Below are 16,477 nucleotides of genomic sequence, written 5' to 3'. Positions count from 1 at the left end.
CTGAAACCGCTTTACATCGCGGGCATCGGCTCCGGCATGCCGGGCGTGTCCGGATTGGGCGTGGGGTGCGGCTCGGGCATCCCGGGGGTATCCGGGTTCACCGGGGGGTCCATCACGGGGCCGCTGTCACCGGTGCCGGGCATCTGCTCGGGCATCGGCGTGGGCATGTCGGTGGGTTCGGATGCGGGGGCGGGCGGACGGTCGTACGGTCCAGTCATCGGGGCACCTCCTGAGTGGGAATGACCGTCAGTGTGCCGCGCCAGGGTGCGATAAACCCCCGAGGTGCATGAAGCGGGCTTCAGGGTCGGTACTCGACCAGCAGGGGTCGGTGATCGCTGAGGGTCCACGGGAGCACGCGGGCGCGGGAGGCGCGCAGGCCGCGACTGAACTGGTGGTCGATGCGCAGGCCCAGGCCGGGGTACGTCCAGCCGGGGCCGCGCCCGGCACGCTGAAAGGCGTCGGGGCCGACCGCCTGCCGCAGCGCCCGGTACGCCGGTCCTCGCGGCGGGGTGTTCAGGTCGCCGCCCAGAATCAGGGGGCCGGGCGTGCGGCGCGTCAGGGCGGTCAGGACGTCCAGCTGCGCGGCGCGCAGGTCGCGGGAGCGGCGCAGCCGGGCCGGGTCGCGCAGGGCGGCACTGACCTGCACGGCACCCGGATGGGCGTTCACGACCGTCAGCGGGTGGCCCTCCCAGCGCAGGCGGGTCACCAGCGCGGCGCGGTTCAGACCCGGCAGGGGGCGCGTGTCGGTGCCCAGCAGCGGCAGCCGGGTGAGGGTCAGGACCTCCTGCGCGCGCACGGCGCGGTAACCGGGCAGTGCGGCCCGCAGCTGCGCCTCGAAGGCAGGGTCGTGAAAGCGGGCTTCATGAAGGAGGATCACGTCGGCATTCAGGGCGCGCAGCCTCGCGCCCAGTTCGGCCGGGGTGATGCGCTCGCCGCCCAGCACGTTGAAGGTCACCACCCGCAGCCCGCCCGCCTGCTGCGGCCGCCAGTGGAGGAAACCCGCAGCCCAGGCCGCCAGCAGCAGCGCGGCCAGCGCCACGCCGCGCCCCCGGCCACGCCACGCCGCCCAGGCCAGCGCCGGCAGGCACAGCAGCACCCACAGCAGCGGCGGGACGTAGGCGAGCAGCAGGGTGGGCAGCGTCCGCTCGCCGATCAGCTCACCCAGCGCCCAGCCGATCGCCACGAGGACCGGCGTCAGGAGCGGCAGGGCAGGCAGGTGGACACGCACAGCGCGCAGTGTGCCGCCTGCCGCCTGCCCCGCGCGTCCACACAAAAGGGGAGAGGGTGGGCGCCCCGTGACGTCCACTCTCCTGCGGAGCAGGTCCGTTACCGGTACTGCGCGGCCAGCGCGCGGGCTTCCTCCTGGCGGGCCAGTTCGGCGCGCTGCACGCCCGACACGGCGTCCGCCAGGGCCTCCTTCAGCTCGGCCAGCCCACGGTTCTTCAGGGCGCTGACGGCAATGCCTCCCGTGCGCTCCAGTTCACGCTCCAGCGCCTCCGGGTCGGCCGCGTCGGCCTTGTTCAGCGCCACGACGGTCGGCATGTCCCGGAAGCCCAGGTCCTCCAGGATGCGGTTCACGGCGTCCAGGCGGGTGTCCGCGCCGGGGCTGGCGGCGTCCACGACGTGCAGCAGCACGTCCGCGTCCCCGATCTCCTCCAGCGTGCTGCGGAAAGCGCGGGTCAGGTCCTTGGGCAGGTCGCGGATGAAGCCCACCGTGTCGGTCAGGACGACCGGCCCGATGCCTTCCAGGTAGCCCTGGCGGCTGGTGGGGCGCAGCGTGGCGAACAGCTTGTTCTCCGCCAGCACCCGGCGGGGTTCCTCCGCGGCGTGCGTAAACGCGTTCAGCAGCGTGCTCTTCCCGGCGTTCGTGTACCCCACGATGCTGATCACGGGTACGGCGTTGCGTTCGCGGCCCTTGCGGCGCTCCTCGCGGCGCTGCGCCACACCTTCCAGTTGCTTCTCCAGGAAGCTCAGGCGGTCGTTGATGCGGCGGCGGTCCAGCTCCAGCTTCGTCTCGCCGGGGCCGCGTGTGCCGATCGCGCCGCCGCCCGCGCTGCCCCCGCCCCCGCCGATGCGGGACAGGGCCGCCCCGGCACCCAGCAGGCGCGGCTTCATGTAGCGCAGCTGCGCCAGTTCAACCTGCAGTCGGGACTCCACACCCTGCGCGTGCAGCGCGAAGATATCCAGGATCAGCTGCGTGCGGTCGATGATCTTCAGGCCCGTCGCCGCCTCGATCTCACGCGCCTGCGCGGGCCCGAGTTCCTGCCCGAAGATCAGCAGGTCCGCGTCCAGGTGGTACGCGCGGCTGGTCAGTTCTTCCAGTTTCCCTGCGCCGACCAGCGTGCCGGGCTTCAGGTTGCGGCGGAACACCAGTTCGCGGTGCACGACCTCCGCCCCGGCGGTGCGGGCCAGTTCGGCCAGCTCGTCTAGGCGGTCCTCCGCGTCGAATTCACCCTGGTCGATCTGCACGAGAATCGCGCGCTCGTGGTCCTTCTTCGCCACGCGCGTGCGGGCCGCGCGGGCAATTTCTTCCTCCAGCGCCTGCACCTGGGCGCCCAGGTCGAACTCGTCGATCTGGAAGGCGGGCACGGGCGGCAGGATGCGCCAGTCCTCCTCCTCCCCGACCGTGCCGGGCGGCGTCAGGTGCGCCGTATGGATCAGCCCCGGCTGGCCCTCGTTCCGCACCTCGATGGCGGACACGGCGTCCAGGCGCTTCAGGAACAGCGTGGAGAGGTCGCCCTTGCTGAGCGCCCCGCCGCGCGGATGAGTGTGCAGCAGGTGGAAACCAGACAGGCGGTTCTCGCCCATGCGCAGGTCCGGGAACTCGGTGCCCTTGGCGTCCGCCACGCTGACCGAGATCACGCGGCCCCGCCGGTCAATCAGGACGCCCACCTCGCGCCGCACGTCGTTCGACAGTTCCGCGAGGTTCCGCGCGAGTTCCGGCGAGCCCACCCGGCCCGGTTCGATCCGGCGGCGGTACAGGTTCCCGAGGGCTTTCATCTGGGCCGGGCGGAGGCCCGACGTATTGCCATGCACTTTATCGATAGCTGGTCACTTCCTTGAATACTGGCCCCGTTCCACCCGCCGGGAGGGCAGAGCAGAACAGGGGAGAGAGGTGAAGGGCACACTGCCGGGCCGTCAGCAGCCCCGCCCAGCTTTCACGCTGGAACTGGGGGCGCGGCCATGCCTGCATTGACGTCAGTTTAGCGCCGCAGGTCAGGGGCAAACGTGTGGGTTCACTTGAAATTCTTGATCATCGTGCCCCCAGGGTACGGGGCAGGCGATCGGGGGCGCATCGGCCACCTGACGTAGGTGCAGGTCGATAGCTGATGGCAGATGGCTATGCTTCGGTCATCCCGTCGCGCCACCACCTCGTGGCGAAGTCCACCAGGGCGCGCTGCGACATCAACTTGGCAGTCGCGGAACCGACCTGTCCAACAGTCACCGCGCCGGTCGCCTCGAACGCCGCCTTGACGGGCGGGAAGGCCTGCTCGTGGTAGTCCGCCTCGTCGAAGGTCACCCAGCGCCGCTCACCCCCGGCCAGGACCGGGCCGCTGAAGGGCACGGTGGGCCGCTGCCCGGCGCGCACCTCCGCGAGGTGCAGGCTGGTGTTCACGTCGGTGCCCAGCAGCAGCACCCGGCCGTTCAGGTCGTACACGCGGGCCAGGGGCGAGCCCTCGCCCAGCGAGAACGCCAGCGGGTGATCCGCCGTGACGTGCTCGGCGTGGCGGCCCCATGCGGCGAACGAGCTGTGCGGGTGGTCGCTGCGCCGCGCGCCCGGCCACGTCCGCAGCGTCTCCGCGACGCAGCCCATGCCCCGGCTGGGCGTCACCGCCGGGTCGAAGGCGGGCAACGCGGCTCGGATGACCGGCCACCACGCCTGGGGCACCTTCGTCCGGCCCCACCCGGCCGGGTCGGTCAGGTTCAGGGTGAAGGTCGGCACGACCAGGGTGCCCTGCGGCCCGACCGCGTCCTGAAGCGCCTGCACGACGGCTGCCGCGCCGCCCGCCACCCAGCCCAGGCTGCTGAGGCTGGCGTGCACGATCAGCGTGTCGCCCGGCTGCACGCCCAGGCGGCGCAGGTCGCCCGCCAGGGTCGCGCGGGTGCGCGGTGTGTCCGTCCGGGCGATGATGTCGGCCTCGCTCACGCTGTTCCCTGGCATGGGGTTTCCTGACGCATGCCCGCAGCGTACCGGCCGCCCCCGGAACGCACATGGGTCAAGTGACGTACTGTGCGGCGATGCCGGACCTGCTGCGTGAAACCCTGCGTGAGGTGCTGTACGGCCCGGACGGCCTGTCGGGCCTGTTCAGCGCACCTGGCGACGGTCTGCTGCGCGCCGCACACGCCCTGACCCTGGACGACCTGCGCGCGGCCCCTGGCTTGGCCGGGCGGGTCATGGCGCTGCGGCACACGCTGGAACTCACCGCGCTGCGCCTCGCCGACCCGCACGCGCTGCTCAGCGACCCGACCGACCCGCAGGGCTGGCAGCCGGCGGGCGCGCAGGCGTGGCGGGACGAACTTGTGAACCTCACCCGCGCCGGGCAGGCGCTGTATGACGCGCTGTTCCTGCCCCTCTCTGCTGCCGCGCAGCGCGAAGCCCACGGGGCGGTCCTGCACGCCGCGCGGGAGGCGGCGCTCCTGCAACACTGGCGCGGCCTGCGCCTCAATTGACGGCCTGCCTCCTAAGGCAATGAAGAACCCCCAGGCGTTGACCTGGGGGCTTTCTGTTGGCGAAGAGGGTGGGATTCGAACCCACGGTAGCCTTGCGACTACTTCGGTTTTCGAGACCGACCCATTCAACCACTCTGGCACCTCTCCGCACCTGATGATTGCCTGAACGGGTGACGGGGAGCATAGCACGCCCTTCCCGCGGCGCGCTACTCCCGGGGCTTCACGTCCCGCTTGCACTGGCCTGCGGGGAAGGCGTATGCTTTCAAGGTTGAAAACTGCCCCGGTACCGGGTTGCACCAGGGGGGTTTTTCGGCATGCCACCACCGGCGCGCGCAGCCCCGAGTGGTGCGTGATCACCTCCAAGCCCGCATGAGTCAACCCAGTGCCGCCCCGTACGCGTGGGTGGCCACCCGCCCCCCGGCCCGCGCCGCCACCCGGCGCGCTGCGGCCGAACCAGATGAGGAGTGATTTCCCCTGCCTACTACCCAGCAACTGCTCCGTAAGGGTCGCAAGACGATCCAGAAGAAGAGCAAGGTTCCTGCCCTGAAGGGCAGCCCCTTCCGCCGCGGCGTGTGCACGGTCGTCAAGACCACCACCCCCAAGAAGCCGAACTCCGCGCTTCGTAAGATCGCCCGCGTGCGTCTGTCCAGCGCCTTCGAAGTCACCGCGTACATCCCCGGTGAAGGCCACAACCTGCAGGAGCACAGCGTCGTGCTGATCCGCGGCGGCCGTGTGAAGGACCTTCCCGGTGTGCGTTACCACATCGTGCGCGGCAGCCTCGACACCCAGGGCGTCAAGGACCGCAACAAGAGCCGTTCCAAGTACGGCACCAAGAAGCCCAAGGCCGGCGCTGCCGCGGGCGCGAAGAAGAAGTAAGGCCGCCGCGCCGCACCGCGGCGCACGCCCGAACCCATCCCCCACAGGGGTGATGCCAATGAAGCAGCATATTCGCGCCTGAAGTGCGCGCGCTCACCCCACCGCGTGTGGGACCTGAGCCTCAAGGGAGTCAACCATGGCACGTCGCCGCCAAGCTGAAGTGCGCGTCATCCAGCCCGACCTGGTCTACCAGGACGTTCTGGTGAGCGCTTTGATCAACCGCATCATGCGTGATGGCAAGAAGAACCTCGCCAGCCGCATCTTCTACGGAGCCATGAAGCTCGTTCAGGAGCGCACTGGCCAGGAGTCCCTGAAGATCTTCCGCCAGGCGTACGACAACGTCAAACCCCGCGTGGAAGTCCGCAGCCGCCGCGTGGGCGGCAGCACCTACCAGGTGCCCGTCGAGCCCAGCGAGCGCCGCAAGCAGAGCCTGACCCTGCGCTGGCTGATCAGCGCCGTGGACAGCCGTCCCGAGCGCACCGCCGTCGAGCGCCTCGCCGGCGAGATCATGGACGCTGCCCAGGGCCGTGGCGGCGCCATCAAGAAGAAAGACGACGTGGAGCGCATGGCGGAAGCCAACCGCGCCTACGCGCACTACCGCTGGTAATTCCGGTCGAGGGGCCCTCCGGGCCCCGAGATCCGAGCGGAGCGAGCAGGAAGCAGGTGGGTCTCTCGCGGAACGCAGCAGCAAGCGGCGCTTTCCCGGTTGACGCGAAGTGCAGCGAGAGGCGCACCCCCACTCACCCGCACAGGAATTCTCGGACGGTAGGTTCGCCCTGCCGTCCATGTCGCGTGCAGCGAAACCCAGCGCAACTGACGGTGACGAGACACGTCACCCGCCACAATAGGGAGTCTTATGACCACCAAAGCCCAGCAGTACCTCACCCACTTCCGTAACATCGGGATTGCCGCGCACATCGACGCCGGTAAGACCACCACCACCGAGCGCATCCTGTACTACACCGGCCGCACCCACAACATCGGTGAAGTGCACGACGGCGCCGCCACCATGGACTGGATGGAGCAGGAGCGCGAGCGCGGCATCACCATCACGGCCGCCGCCACGACCGCCAAGTGGAAGCGCAGCGGCACCGACCAGGAATACGTCGTGAACATCATCGATACCCCCGGTCACGTGGACTTCACCATCGAAGTGGAGCGTTCCATGCGCGTGCTCGACGGCGCCGTCGCGGTGTTCGACAGCAGCCAGGGCGTGGAGCCCCAGAGTGAAACGGTGTGGCGTCAGGCCGACCGCTACGGCGTGCCCCGCATCGCGTTCAGCAACAAGATGGACAAGACCGGCGCCAGCTTCGAGCTCGTGCTGAATGACATCAAGGAGCGCCTCGGTGCCGTCGCCGCGCCCGTCCAGTACCCCATGGGTGCCGAGAACGAGTTCAAGGGCATCATCGACATCGTGCGTCAGCGCGCCCACTTCTACACCAACGACCTGGGCACCGACATCGAGGAGACCGACATCCCGGCCGAGTACCTCGATAAGGTCGCCGAGATGCGCGCCCAGCTGATCGAAGCGGCCGCTGAAGTCGACGAAGACCTGATGATGATGTACCTCGAAGGCGAGGAACCCAGCGTGGAGCAGCTCGTGGCCGCCCTGCGCAAGGGCACCATCGAGAAGCGCATCTTCCCCGTGCTCTGCGGCAGCGCCCTGAAGAACAAGGGTGTGCAGCTGCTCCTCGACGCCGTCATCGACTACCTGCCCAGCCCCCTGGAAGTGCCCGCCATCAAGGGCAAGGTCGAGGACAGCGAGGACACCATCGAGTTCCCCGCCGATCCCGAAGGCAAGCTGGCCGCGCTGGCGTTCAAGATCATGGCTGACCCCTACGTGGGCCGCCTGACCTTCGTGCGTATCTACTCGGGCACCCTGCAGTCCGGCAGCTACGTGTACAACGCCAGCAAGGAGAAGCGCGAGCGCGTGGGCCGTCTGCTGAAGATGCATGCCAACAGCCGCGAGGAAGTCACCGAGCTGAAGGCCGGGGAACTCGGCGCCGTGATCGGCCTGAAGGACGCCGGCACCGGCAATACCCTGATCGGCGACGGCGACGACAAGGTCCTGCTGGAGAGCATCGACGTGCCCGAGCCCGTCATCAAGCTCGCCATCGAGCCCAAGACCAAGGCCGACCAGGAGAAGATGGGCATCGGCCTGCAGAAGCTCGCCGAAGAGGATCCCACCTTCAAGGTCGAAACCGACCAGGAATCCGGCCAGACCACCATCGCCGGGATGGGCGAACTCCACCTGGAAATCCTGGTGGACCGCCTGAAGCGCGAGTACAAGGTCGACGCGAACGTCGGCGCGCCCCAGGTGGCCTACCGTGAAACCATCACCAAGCAGGTCGAGGTGGACAGCAAGTTCGCCCGCCAGTCCGGTGGTCGCGGTCAGTACGGTCACGTCAAGCTGCGCGTGGAACCCCTGGAACCCGGCGCGGGCTTCATCTTCGAGAACGCCGTCGTCGGCGGCACCGTGCCCAAGGAGTACATCGGGCCGGCCCAGAAGGGTATCGAAGAAGCCATGCAGAGCGGCCCCATGCTGGGCTTCCCCGTGGTGGACCTGAAAGTCACCATCTACGACGGCAGCTACCACGAAGTCGACTCCAGCGAAATGGCGTTCAAGATCGCCGGCTCGATGGGTCTGAAGGAAGCCGTCCAGAAGGGCAGCCCCGCCATCCTGGAACCCGTCATGCGCGTCGAGGTGACCACCCCCGAGGACTACATGGGTGACATCATCGGCGACCTGAACAGCCGCCGTGGCCAGATCCAGGGTATGGAAGCCCGCGGTAACGCGCAGATCGTGAAGGCCTTCGTGCCGCTGAGCGAGATGTTCGGCTACGCGACCGACATGCGTTCCAAGACGCAGGGCCGCGCCAGCTACTCCATGTTCTTCGACCACTACACCCAGCTGCCCAACAACATCGCCCAGCAGCTGATGAAGAAGTAAACCCGCCTCGCCCCGCACCGGGGTGACGCCGGAGGAAGCCCCCACTGCGGGGGCTTCCTCTTTTTTCGCTTCAGGCAGACAAGAGGGCGCGCACGCTAAGCTGCGTCCATGACGGTGCCCACCCCCAACCCGGCTGCCCCGAGCGGACCGCTTCCCCCCCGGATCGGTTTCCTGACCGTGCCGCTGATGATCAACCTGATCTACTCGGCGATCACCCTGCTGTTCCTGCCGTTCGCCGGACCCACCCTGACCGACACGACGGGCGAGATGGTCCGGCAGATGGGCGTCCCAGACCTGACCGTGACGCCCGCGCAGGTCCAGACGGCCCTGTGGATCTCGTTCGTGCTGACCATGGTCCAGATCCTGTGGGTGTACTACACCCGCCGGGCTGTTCTGGAGGGGCGCAACTGGGGGCGTGTCTCCAGCATCGTCCTGGGTGTGTTCAGCCTGCTGATTCCCCCCATCTTCACTATTCTGGGCATCGTGATGCTCATCGGGGCGTTCGACAAGCAGGTGGTGGCCTACACCCGCCGCTGACCCATCAGTTCCCGAGCGGTCTGTCACGCATCACGTGACAGACCGCTGCTATCTGGGGCCGGTAGCCCGCTGGGCGGGAATTTCCCAGGATGACCCACCTCTTCATCCCCACTTGCCCTTTGATAGGTGATCCTGTAACATACTTCTTCGGTACGCCGTGGACTCACGGCACTGCCCCGCGGCCTAACCCACCGCCGGCGCAGGGCGCAGAGGCGGCGTAGCGTGGCCAGCACGGTGGGACACTACCCTGGCGAGAATCAACCCAATGTGGTTCAGCACCATCAGAACCCTGCGACATGCGCGGGGGAGCCCCGATCAAAGGGCCGCTTTTGCGTGCAGATCCACCTCTTGGAGGGAGTAAGAACATGGCTAAAGGAACGTTCGAGCGCACGAAGCCCCACGTGAACGTGGGCACCATCGGTCACGTCGACCACGGCAAGACCACCCTGACCGCCGCGATCACCTTCACGGCCGCCGCGATGGACCCCACCATCGAAAAACTGGCCTATGACCAGATCGACAAGGCCCCCGAAGAAAAGGCCCGCGGCATCACCATCAACACCGCCCACGTCGAATACAACACCCCCACCCGCCACTACAGCCACGTTGACTGCCCCGGCCACGCCGACTACGTCAAGAACATGATCACCGGTGCGGCCCAGATGGACGGCGCCATCCTCGTGGTCAGCAGCGCCGACGGCCCCATGCCCCAGACCCGCGAGCACATCCTGCTCGCCCGTCAGGTCGGCGTGCCCTACATCGTCGTGTTCATGAACAAAGTGGACATGGTCGACGACGAAGAGCTCCTCGAGCTCGTCGAAATGGAAGTCCGCGAACTGCTGAGCAAGTACGAGTTCCCCGGCGACGACCTGCCCGTCATCAAGGGCAGCGCGCTGCAGGCCCTCGAAGCCCTGCAGGCCAACCCCAAGACCGCCCGCGGCGAGAACAACTGGGTTGACCGCATCTGGGAACTGCTCGACGCGGTGGACAGCTACATCCCCACCCCGAGCGCGCCACCGACAAGACCTTCCTGATGCCCGTCGAAGACGTGTTCACGATCACCGGCCGCGGCACCGTGGCGACCGGCCGCGTGGAACGTGGCGTCGTGAAGGTCCAGGACGAAGTGGAAATCATCGGTCTGCGCGACACGAAGAAGACCACCGTGACCGGGATCGAAATGCACCGCAAGCTGCTGGACAGCGGCATGGCGGGCGACAACGTGGGCGTGCTGCTGCGTGGCGTGGCGCGTGACGATGTGGAGCGCGGCCAGGTGCTGGCCAAGCCCGGGAGCATCAAGCCGCACACGAAGTTCGAAGCCAGCGTGTACGTGCTGAGCAAGGACGAAGGCGGGCGTCACAGCGCGTTCTTCGGCGGGTACCGCCCCCAGTTCTACTTCCGCACGACGGACGTGACGGGCGTGGTGGAACTGCCCGAAGGCGTGGAAATGGTGATGCCTGGTGACAACATCACGTTCGTGGTGGAACTGATCAAGCCGATCGCGATGGAAGAGGGCCTGCGCTTCGCCATCCGCGAAGGTGGCCGTACCGTCGGCGCCGGCGTCGTCGCCAAGGTCCTGGAGTAATAGACATGGTTGCCCCCAAGATCCGTATCAAACTACGTGGCTTTGACCACAAGGCGCTGGATCAGTCCGCCAGCAAGATCGTGGACACCGTGCGCCGCACCGGCGCCGACGTGAGCGGCCCCGTGCCCCTCCCCACCCGCATCCGCCGCTTCTGCGTCCTGCGTTCCCCCTTCGTGAACAAGGACAGCCGTGAGCACTTCGAGATCCGCACCCACAACCGTCTGGTGGACATCATGAACCCCACCAAGAAGACCATCGACAGCCTTATGACCCTCGACCTGCCCACCGGCGTGGACATCGAGATCAAGACCGTCGGGGGCCGCGCATGAAGGGCATCCTCGGCACCAAGATCGGCATGACCCAGATCTGGAAGGGCGACCGCGCCATTCCCGTGACCGTCGTGCTGGCTGGCCCCTGCCCCGTCGTGCAGCGCAAGACCGCTGCCAGCGACGGCTACGAGGCCGTGCAGATCGGCTACGCGCCCAAGCGCGAAAAGAGCGTCAACAAGCCCGAAGCCGGTCACTTCAAGAAGGCCGGGGTCAGCCCCGTGCGTTTCCTGCGTGAATTCCGCGACTTCAGCCCCGAAGGCGACACCGTCAGCATCGACATCTTCGCCGAAGGCGAGAAGATCGACGCGACCGGCACCAGCAAGGGTAAGGGCTTCCAGGGCGTCATGAAGCGCTGGAACTTCAAGGGCGGCCCCGCCAGCCACGGTTCCAAGAAGTGGCACCGCCGCCCCGGTTCGATCGGCCAGCGCAAGACGCCCGGCCGCGTGTACAAAGGCAAGCGCATGGCCGGCCACATGGGCATGGAGCGCATCACCGTCCAGAACCTCGAAGTGGTCGAGATCCGCGCTGACGAGAACATCATCCTGGTCAAGGGTGCAATCCCCGGCGCCAACGGTGGCCTCGTCGTGCTGCGTCAGGCTGCCAAGGGAGGCAAGTAAGACATGGCGCAGATCAACGTCATCGGCAAGAACGGGGGCCGTACCATCGACCTCGACCTGCCGGAAGTGAACAGCGGCGTCCTGCATGACGTCGTGACCTGGCAGCTCGCCAGCCGCCGCCGCGGCACGGCCAGCACCAAGACCCGCGCGGAAGTCAGCAAGACCGGCAAGAAAATGTACGGTCAGAAGGGCACCGGTAACGCCCGTCACGGCGACCGCAGCGTCCCCAGCTTCGTGGGCGGCGGCGTGGCCTTCGGCCCCAAGCCCCGCAACTACGGCTACACCCTGCCCCGCAAGGTCCGTCAGCTGGGTCTGGCCATGGCCCTGGCCTCCCGCCAGGAAGCCGGCAAGCTGATCGCCGTCGACGGTTACGACCAGGACGGCAAGACCAAGAACTTCGTCGCCTGGGCCAAAGAGAACGGCATGGACGGCAGCGAGCGCGTGCTCATCGTCACCGATGACGCCGCGACCCGCCAGGCCGCCCGTAACGTCGCCTGGGCCACCGTGCTGCCCGTCGCCGGCCTGAACGCCTACGACATCCTGCGCCACGAGCGCCTGGTGATTGACGCGGTCGTTCTTGAGCCCGCGCAGGAAGGGGAAGAGGCATGAGCCACTACGACATCATCCAGGCCCCCGTGATCAGCGAGAAAGCCTACGCTGGCATGGAACGCGGCGTGTACTCCTTCTGGGTGAGCCCCAAAGCCACCAAGACCGAGATCAAGGGCGCCATCCAGAAAGCGTTCGGCGTGACCGTCATCGGTATCAGCACCATGAACGTCCCTGGCAAGCGCAAGCGCGTCGGCCGTTTCATCGGTCACCGCGCCGACCGCAAGAAGGCCATCGTGCGCCTCGCCGACGGCCAGACCATCGCCGCCCTTGAAGGCCAGGCCTAAGGAGAGACTGAACATGGCCGTCAAGAAATACCGTCCCTACACCCCCAGCCGTCGCCACATGACGACTGCGGACTTCAGCGGACTGACCAAAAAGCGCCCCGAAAAGGCGCTCACCGAGGCGCTCCCCAAGACCGGTGGCCGTAACAACCGTGGCCGCATCACCAGCCGCTTCATCGGCGGCGGTCACAAGCGCCTGTACCGCATCATCGACTTCAAGCGCCGCGACAAGGCCGGCGTGCCCGCCAAGGTCGCCGCGATCGAGTACGATCCCAACCGCAGCGCCCGCATCGCCCTGCTGAACTACGTCGACGGCGAGAAGCGCTACGTGCTCGCGCCCGAAGGCCTGCAGGTCGGCGCCATGGTGAACTCGGGCCCCGAAGCCGAACCCAAACTCGGCAACGCGCTGCCCCTGCGCTTCGTGCCCGTCGGTGCCGTCGTGCACAGCGTGGAACTGATCCCCGGTAAGGGCGCCCAGCTCGCCCGCAGCGCCGGCACCAGCATCCAGGTGCAGGGCAAGGAAGGCGACTACGTCATCCTGCGTCTGCCCAGCGGTGAACTGCGCCGCGTGCACAGCGAGTGCTACGCCACCATCGGTGCCGTCGGCAACGCCGAGCACAAGAACATCAACATCGGTAAGGCCGGCCGTAGCCGCTGGCTCGGGCGCAAGCCCCACCAGCGCGGTAGCGCCATGAACCCCGTGGATCACCCCCACGGCGGTGGTGAAGGCCGTACCGGCGCGGGCCGCGTGCCCGTCAGCCCCTGGGGCCAGCCCGCCAAGGGCCTGAAGACCCGCAAGAAGCGCAAGAACAGCGACCGCTTCATCATCACCCGCCGCGGCGGGAAGTAAGGGAGGGTAGGACATGCCCCGTAGCCTCAAGAAAGGCCCGTTCGTGGATGACCACCTCCTGAAGAAGGTCGACGTCCAGAACGAAAAGAAGGACAAGCGCGTCATCAAGACCTGGAGCCGCCGCTCCACCATCGTTCCCGAAATGATCGGCCACACCATTGCCGTGCACAACGGCAAGCAGCACGTGCCCGTCTTCGTGAACGAGCAGATGATCGGCCACAAGCTCGGCGAATTCAGCCCCACCCGCAACTACCGCGGCCACGGCGCTGACAAGAACGCCAAGGGGAGCAAGAAGAAATGACCGCCCCTGAATTCCGCAACAAGAAGCAGCGCAAGCAGCAGCAGAAGCTGCGCACGCCCGGCAAGGCCGTCGCCAAGTACGTCCGCATCAGCCCCCGCAAGGTGCGTCTGGTCGTCGACGTGATCCGTGGCAAGAGCGTCCGTGACGCCGAAGACCTGCTGCGCTTCATCCCCCGCGCCGCCAGCGAACCCGTCGCGAAAGTCCTGAACAGCGCCAAGCACAACGCGCTGCACAACGACGAGATGCTCGAGGACCGCCTGGTCATCACCGCCGCGTACGTGGACGCCGGCCCCACCCTCAAGCGCCTGATCCCCCGCGCCCGTGGCAGCGCGAACATCATCAAGAAGCGCACCAGCCACATCACCATCGTCGTGGGCGAGAAGGGGAACAAGTAATGGGTAACAAGATCAACCCGAACGGCTTCCGCCTGGGCATCACCCGCACGTGGAACAGCCGCTGGTACGCCGGCAAGAAGCAGTACGCCGGCCTGCTGAAAGAAGACGAGAAGATCCGCAAGCTCGTTCAGCGCAAACTGAACGCCGCCGGCATCGCGCGCATCGAGATCGAGCGCGCCGGCCAGCAGGTCAACGTGATCATCAGCGCCGCGAAACCCGGCATCGTGATCGGCAAGGGCGGCGAGTCCATCAAGGAACTCCGCCAGGACATCGAGCGCCTCGTGTCCGCCGGCACCGTCGCTGTGAACGTCGCCGAGATCCCCAACCCCAACATCAGCGCGCCCCTGGTCGCCCTGCGCATCGCCGAGCAGATCGAACGCCGCTTCGCGTTCCGCCGCGCCATGAAGCAGGCCGCCCAGCGCGTGATGGAATCCGGCGCCCGCGGTGTCAAGATCATCCTCTCCGGCCGCCTCGGCGGGGCCGAGCAGGCCCGCACCGAGATGGTCCGCGAAGGCCGCGTGCCCCTGCACACCCTGCGCGCCGACATCGACTACGGCACCGCCCGCGCCGAGACCACTTACGGCTCGCTGGGCATCAAGGTCATGGTCTTCACCGGTGAAGTCATCGGCGGCAAGACCGAAACCTACGCCCGTCCCCAGCGCCGCAACGACGAGCGCCGCCGCGAAGACGGCGATCGCCCCAACCGCCGCCGCCCCGCCGCGCGGCGCCGCCCCGGAGGTGAGTGATGCTTCTTCCCAAGCGCACCAAGTTCCGTAAACAGCACCGCGGCCGGATGACCGGTGACGCCAAGGGCGGCGACTACGTCGCGTTCGGCGACTTCGGCATGATCGCCCTCGAGCCCGCCTGGATCAAGAGCAACCAGATCGAAGCGTGCCGTATCGTCATGAGCCGCCACTTCCGCCGCGGCGGTAAGATCTACATCCGCATCTTCCCCGACAAGCCCGTCACCAAGAAGCCCGCCGAAACCCGAATGGGTAAAGGTAAAGGCGCCGTGGAGTACTGGGTCAGCGTCGTCAAGCCCGGCCGCGTGATGTTCGAAGTGTCCGGCGTGACCGAAGAGCAGGCCAAGGAAGCCTTCCGCCTGGCCGGTCACAAGCTGCCCATCCAGACCAAGATGGTGAAGCGCGAGGTCTACGATGAAGCTCAGTGATATGCGTAACCTGCAGGCCGCCGATTTCGCCAAGGAAATCGAAAGCCGCAAGAAGGAACTGATGGAGCTGCGCTTCCAGGCGGCCGTGGGCAACCTCGCCCAGCCCCACCGCGTCAAGCAGCTCCGCCGTGAAGTGGCCCAGCTCAACACCGTCCAGGCCGAGCTGAGCAAAGGGGAGCAGGCATGAAGAAGACCTTTACCGGCGTCGTCGTCAGCGACAAGGCCGACAAGACCGTCAGCGTGAAGGTCGAGCGCAAGTTCGCTCACCCCCTGTACGGCAAGGTCGTGACCCGCAGCCACAAATACGCTGCGCACGACGAGAACAACGAGTACAAGATCGGTGACCGCGTCGAGATCATCGCCGTGCGCCCCATCAGCAAGACCAAGACCTGGAAGGTCACCAAGCTGGTCGAGCGTCCCCGCGGCATCGAAACCACCGCCGTGGAAACCGAAGGGGGTAACGCATGATCATGCCCCAGTCCCGCCTCGACGTGGCGGACAACAGCGGCGCGCGCGAGATCATGTGCATCCGCGTGCTGAACAGCGGCATCGGCGGCAAGGGTCTCACCACCGGCGGCGGCGGCAACAAGCGCTACGCCCACGTGGGTGACATCATCGTCGCCTCCGTCAAGGACGCCGCCCCCCGCGGCACCGTCAAGGCCGGCGACGTCGTCAAGGCCGTGGTCGTGCGCACGTCACACGCCATCAAGCGTGCCGACGGCAGCACCATCCGCTTCGACAAGAACGCCGCCGTCATCATCAACAACCAGGGCGAGCCCCGCGGCACGCGCGTCTTCGGGCCGGTCGCCCGTGAACTCCGCGACCGCCGCTTCATGAAGATCGTGTCCCTGGCCCCGGAGGTGCTGTAATGCCCCGTCCCAGCGCTGGTAGCCACCACAACGACAAGCTGCACATCAAGAAGGGTGACACCGTCATCGTCCTGAGCGGCAAGCACAAGGGCAAGACCGGCAAAGTGCTGCTGGCCCTGCCCCGCGACCAGAAGGTCGTCGTGGAAGGCGTGAACCTCGTCACCAAGAACGTCAAGCCCAGCCCCGCCAACCCCCAGGGCGGCCAGGAACAGCGCGAGCTGGCCCTGCACGCCAGCAAGGTGTCCATCGTGGACCCCGAGACCGGCAAGGCGACCCGCATCCGCAAGACCATCGTGGACGGCAAGAAAGTCCGCGTGGCCGTCGCGAGCGGCAAGAACATCGACTGACCACTCCGGGCCGCCGCCCACCACCCCCCGGTGGGCACGCGGCGGCCTGAGCGGCGCTCTCTGAAAAACTGGGAGACCGCTCGAAGGAACCC

22 protein-coding genes, 1 tRNA gene and 1 pseudogene are annotated in these 16,477 nt (G+C 67.3%); 19 read left to right on the top strand and 5 right to left on the bottom strand.

Going from position 1 to position 16,477, the window contains the following annotated elements:
• Positions 1–11 precede the first annotated feature (11 nt).
• The 4 genes from AUC44_RS13175 to AUC44_RS13160 all read right to left on the bottom strand — a co-directional run bounded on the left by AUC44_RS13175 (position 12) and on the right by AUC44_RS13160 (position 4,162).
• Positions 12–218, bottom strand: a complete 207-nt coding sequence (locus AUC44_RS13175) for a hypothetical protein (RefSeq protein WP_046843224.1) — start codon at positions 216–218, stop codon at positions 12–14.
• Positions 219–298: 80 nt separating this feature from the next.
• Entirely contained in the window at positions 299–1,228 is a 930-nt protein-coding gene (locus AUC44_RS13170) for an endonuclease/exonuclease/phosphatase family protein (RefSeq protein WP_231724446.1), read from the bottom strand.
• Positions 1,229–1,326: 98 nt separating this feature from the next.
• Positions 1,327–3,036 (bottom strand): GTPase HflX, encoded by a 1,710-nt coding sequence (gene hflX, locus AUC44_RS13165; protein ID WP_062159144.1) that lies wholly within the window; start codon positions 3,034–3,036, stop codon positions 1,327–1,329.
• Positions 3,037–3,340: 304 nt separating this feature from the next.
• Positions 3,341–4,162 (bottom strand): AAC(3) family N-acetyltransferase, encoded by an 822-nt coding sequence (locus tag AUC44_RS13160; protein ID WP_062159143.1) that lies wholly within the window; start codon positions 4,160–4,162, stop codon positions 3,341–3,343.
• A gap of 77 nt (positions 4,163–4,239) precedes the next feature.
• Here AUC44_RS13160 and AUC44_RS13155 point away from each other — a divergent pair, with 77 nt between their 5' ends.
• On the top strand, positions 4,240–4,671 hold the full coding sequence (locus AUC44_RS13155) for a hypothetical protein (RefSeq protein ID WP_062159142.1): 432 nt from the start codon (positions 4,240–4,242) through the stop codon (positions 4,669–4,671).
• A gap of 57 nt (positions 4,672–4,728) precedes the next feature.
• Here AUC44_RS13155 and AUC44_RS13150 read toward each other — a convergent pair.
• Positions 4,729–4,818 (bottom strand) — tRNA-Ser (locus AUC44_RS13150).
• A gap of 327 nt (positions 4,819–5,145) precedes the next feature.
• Between AUC44_RS13150 and rpsL the strand changes: the two genes are divergently transcribed.
• The 18 genes and pseudogenes from rpsL (at position 5,146) to rplX (ending at position 16,385) form a co-directional block, all read left to right on the top strand.
• Positions 5,146–5,547: a 30S ribosomal protein S12 gene (gene rpsL / locus AUC44_RS13145; protein ID WP_046843219.1), complete on the top strand. Its 402-nt coding sequence runs from the start codon at positions 5,146–5,148 to the stop codon at positions 5,545–5,547.
• A gap of 136 nt (positions 5,548–5,683) precedes the next feature.
• Positions 5,684–6,154 carry a 30S ribosomal protein S7 gene (rpsG, locus tag AUC44_RS13140; protein ID WP_046843218.1) on the top strand — a complete coding sequence of 157 codons (471 nt, stop codon included), beginning with the start codon at positions 5,684–5,686 and terminating at the stop codon, positions 6,152–6,154.
• Positions 6,155–6,403: 249 nt separating this feature from the next.
• On the top strand, positions 6,404–8,497 hold the full coding sequence (gene fusA / locus AUC44_RS13135; RefSeq protein WP_046843217.1) for an elongation factor G: 2,094 nt from the start codon (positions 6,404–6,406) through the stop codon (positions 8,495–8,497).
• 108 nt (positions 8,498–8,605) lie between these two features.
• On the top strand, positions 8,606–9,034 hold the full coding sequence (locus AUC44_RS13130; RefSeq protein ID WP_062159141.1) for a hypothetical protein: 429 nt from the start codon (positions 8,606–8,608) through the stop codon (positions 9,032–9,034).
• Positions 9,035–9,399: 365 nt separating this feature from the next.
• A pseudogene (gene tuf / locus AUC44_RS13125) lies at positions 9,400–10,616 on the top strand (elongation factor Tu).
• A gap of 5 nt (positions 10,617–10,621) precedes the next feature.
• Complete coding sequence (rpsJ, locus tag AUC44_RS13120) at positions 10,622–10,945, top strand: 30S ribosomal protein S10 (protein WP_014685998.1); 324 nt, start codon at positions 10,622–10,624, stop codon at positions 10,943–10,945.
• Positions 10,942–11,562, top strand: a complete 621-nt coding sequence (gene rplC, locus AUC44_RS13115; protein ID WP_062159140.1) for a 50S ribosomal protein L3 — start codon at positions 10,942–10,944, stop codon at positions 11,560–11,562. The genes rpsJ and rplC overlap by 4 nt, the downstream gene beginning before the upstream one ends.
• Positions 11,563–11,565: 3 nt before the next feature.
• Positions 11,566–12,171, top strand: a complete 606-nt coding sequence (rplD, locus tag AUC44_RS13110; protein WP_062159139.1) for a 50S ribosomal protein L4 — start codon at positions 11,566–11,568, stop codon at positions 12,169–12,171.
• Entirely contained in the window at positions 12,168–12,455 is a 288-nt protein-coding gene (locus AUC44_RS13105) for a 50S ribosomal protein L23 (protein ID WP_062159138.1), read from the top strand. The genes rplD and AUC44_RS13105 overlap by 4 nt, the downstream gene beginning before the upstream one ends.
• Positions 12,456–12,468: 13 nt before the next feature.
• Positions 12,469–13,302, top strand: a complete 834-nt coding sequence (gene rplB / locus AUC44_RS13100; protein WP_058975342.1) for a 50S ribosomal protein L2 — start codon at positions 12,469–12,471, stop codon at positions 13,300–13,302.
• Between the two features lie 13 nt (positions 13,303–13,315).
• Positions 13,316–13,603, top strand: coding sequence for a 30S ribosomal protein S19 (rpsS, locus tag AUC44_RS13095; RefSeq protein WP_046843210.1), 288 nt, complete (start codon positions 13,316–13,318; stop codon positions 13,601–13,603).
• Positions 13,600–13,998 (top strand): 50S ribosomal protein L22, encoded by a 399-nt coding sequence (rplV, locus tag AUC44_RS13090; protein ID WP_082689066.1) that lies wholly within the window; start codon positions 13,600–13,602, stop codon positions 13,996–13,998. Before rpsS ends, rplV begins: the two co-directional genes overlap by 4 nt.
• Positions 13,998–14,744, top strand: a complete 747-nt coding sequence (gene rpsC, locus AUC44_RS13085; protein WP_046843209.1) for a 30S ribosomal protein S3 — start codon at positions 13,998–14,000, stop codon at positions 14,742–14,744. Before rplV ends, rpsC begins: the two co-directional genes overlap by 1 nt.
• Positions 14,744–15,169 carry a 50S ribosomal protein L16 gene (gene rplP / locus AUC44_RS13080; protein WP_062159137.1) on the top strand — a complete coding sequence of 142 codons (426 nt, stop codon included), beginning with the start codon at positions 14,744–14,746 and terminating at the stop codon, positions 15,167–15,169. Before rpsC ends, rplP begins: the two co-directional genes overlap by 1 nt.
• Positions 15,156–15,356 (top strand): 50S ribosomal protein L29, encoded by a 201-nt coding sequence (rpmC, locus tag AUC44_RS13075; RefSeq protein ID WP_062159136.1) that lies wholly within the window; start codon positions 15,156–15,158, stop codon positions 15,354–15,356. The genes rplP and rpmC overlap by 14 nt, the downstream gene beginning before the upstream one ends.
• Positions 15,353–15,637, top strand: a complete 285-nt coding sequence (gene rpsQ, locus AUC44_RS13070; protein WP_062159135.1) for a 30S ribosomal protein S17 — start codon at positions 15,353–15,355, stop codon at positions 15,635–15,637. Before rpmC ends, rpsQ begins: the two co-directional genes overlap by 4 nt.
• Positions 15,634–16,038: a 50S ribosomal protein L14 gene (gene rplN, locus AUC44_RS13065; protein ID WP_022800312.1), complete on the top strand. Its 405-nt coding sequence runs from the start codon at positions 15,634–15,636 to the stop codon at positions 16,036–16,038. The genes rpsQ and rplN overlap by 4 nt, the downstream gene beginning before the upstream one ends.
• The gene (gene rplX / locus AUC44_RS13060; protein WP_046843205.1) at positions 16,038–16,385 is read left to right on the top strand and encodes a 50S ribosomal protein L24; all 348 of its coding nucleotides are present in this window, start codon (positions 16,038–16,040) and stop codon (positions 16,383–16,385) included. The genes rplN and rplX overlap by 1 nt, the downstream gene beginning before the upstream one ends.
• The last annotated feature ends 92 nt before the right edge of the window (positions 16,386–16,477 follow it).

Source organism: Deinococcus actinosclerus, from assembly GCF_001507665.1.
In the GTDB taxonomy this organism is placed as follows: Bacteria; Deinococcota; Deinococci; order Deinococcales; family Deinococcaceae; genus Deinococcus; species Deinococcus actinosclerus.
The sequence above is the reverse complement of the archived record's forward strand: the minus strand, read 5'-3'. Positions and strand labels throughout refer to the sequence as shown.

Bases quoted from the DNA above. Each gene is read 5' to 3' on its own strand.
- rplV (WP_082689066.1), top strand. From the start codon at position 13,600: ATGACCGCCCCTGAATTCCGCAACAAGAAGCAGCGCAAGCAGCAGCAG.
- rpmC (WP_062159136.1), top strand. From the start codon at position 15,156: ATGAAGCTCAGTGATATGCGTAACCTGCAGGCCGCCGATTTCGCCAAG.
- AUC44_RS13105 (WP_062159138.1), top strand. From the start codon at position 12,168: ATGAGCCACTACGACATCATCCAGGCCCCCGTGATCAGCGAGAAAGCC.
- rpsQ (WP_062159135.1), top strand. From the start codon at position 15,353: ATGAAGAAGACCTTTACCGGCGTCGTCGTCAGCGACAAGGCCGACAAG.
- rplP (WP_062159137.1), top strand. From the start codon at position 14,744: ATGCTTCTTCCCAAGCGCACCAAGTTCCGTAAACAGCACCGCGGCCGG.
- rpsC (WP_046843209.1), top strand. From the start codon at position 13,998: ATGGGTAACAAGATCAACCCGAACGGCTTCCGCCTGGGCATCACCCGC.
- rplN (WP_022800312.1), top strand. From the start codon at position 15,634: ATGATCATGCCCCAGTCCCGCCTCGACGTGGCGGACAACAGCGGCGCG.
- rplD (WP_062159139.1), top strand. From the start codon at position 11,566: ATGGCGCAGATCAACGTCATCGGCAAGAACGGGGGCCGTACCATCGAC.
- AUC44_RS13155 (WP_062159142.1), top strand. From the start codon at position 4,240: ATGCCGGACCTGCTGCGTGAAACCCTGCGTGAGGTGCTGTACGGCCCG.
- fusA (WP_046843217.1), top strand. From the start codon at position 6,404: ATGACCACCAAAGCCCAGCAGTACCTCACCCACTTCCGTAACATCGGG.
- AUC44_RS13160 (WP_062159143.1), bottom strand. From the start codon at position 4,162: ATGCCAGGGAACAGCGTGAGCGAGGCCGACATCATCGCCCGGACGGAC.
- rpsS (WP_046843210.1), top strand. From the start codon at position 13,316: ATGCCCCGTAGCCTCAAGAAAGGCCCGTTCGTGGATGACCACCTCCTG.
- AUC44_RS13130 (WP_062159141.1), top strand. From the start codon at position 8,606: ATGACGGTGCCCACCCCCAACCCGGCTGCCCCGAGCGGACCGCTTCCC.
- rplC (WP_062159140.1), top strand. From the start codon at position 10,942: ATGAAGGGCATCCTCGGCACCAAGATCGGCATGACCCAGATCTGGAAG.
- AUC44_RS13175 (WP_046843224.1), bottom strand. From the start codon at position 218: ATGACTGGACCGTACGACCGTCCGCCCGCCCCCGCATCCGAACCCACC.
- rplX (WP_046843205.1), top strand. From the start codon at position 16,038: ATGCCCCGTCCCAGCGCTGGTAGCCACCACAACGACAAGCTGCACATC.
- rpsG (WP_046843218.1), top strand. From the start codon at position 5,684: ATGGCACGTCGCCGCCAAGCTGAAGTGCGCGTCATCCAGCCCGACCTG.
- rplB (WP_058975342.1), top strand. From the start codon at position 12,469: ATGGCCGTCAAGAAATACCGTCCCTACACCCCCAGCCGTCGCCACATG.
- rpsJ (WP_014685998.1), top strand. From the start codon at position 10,622: ATGGTTGCCCCCAAGATCCGTATCAAACTACGTGGCTTTGACCACAAG.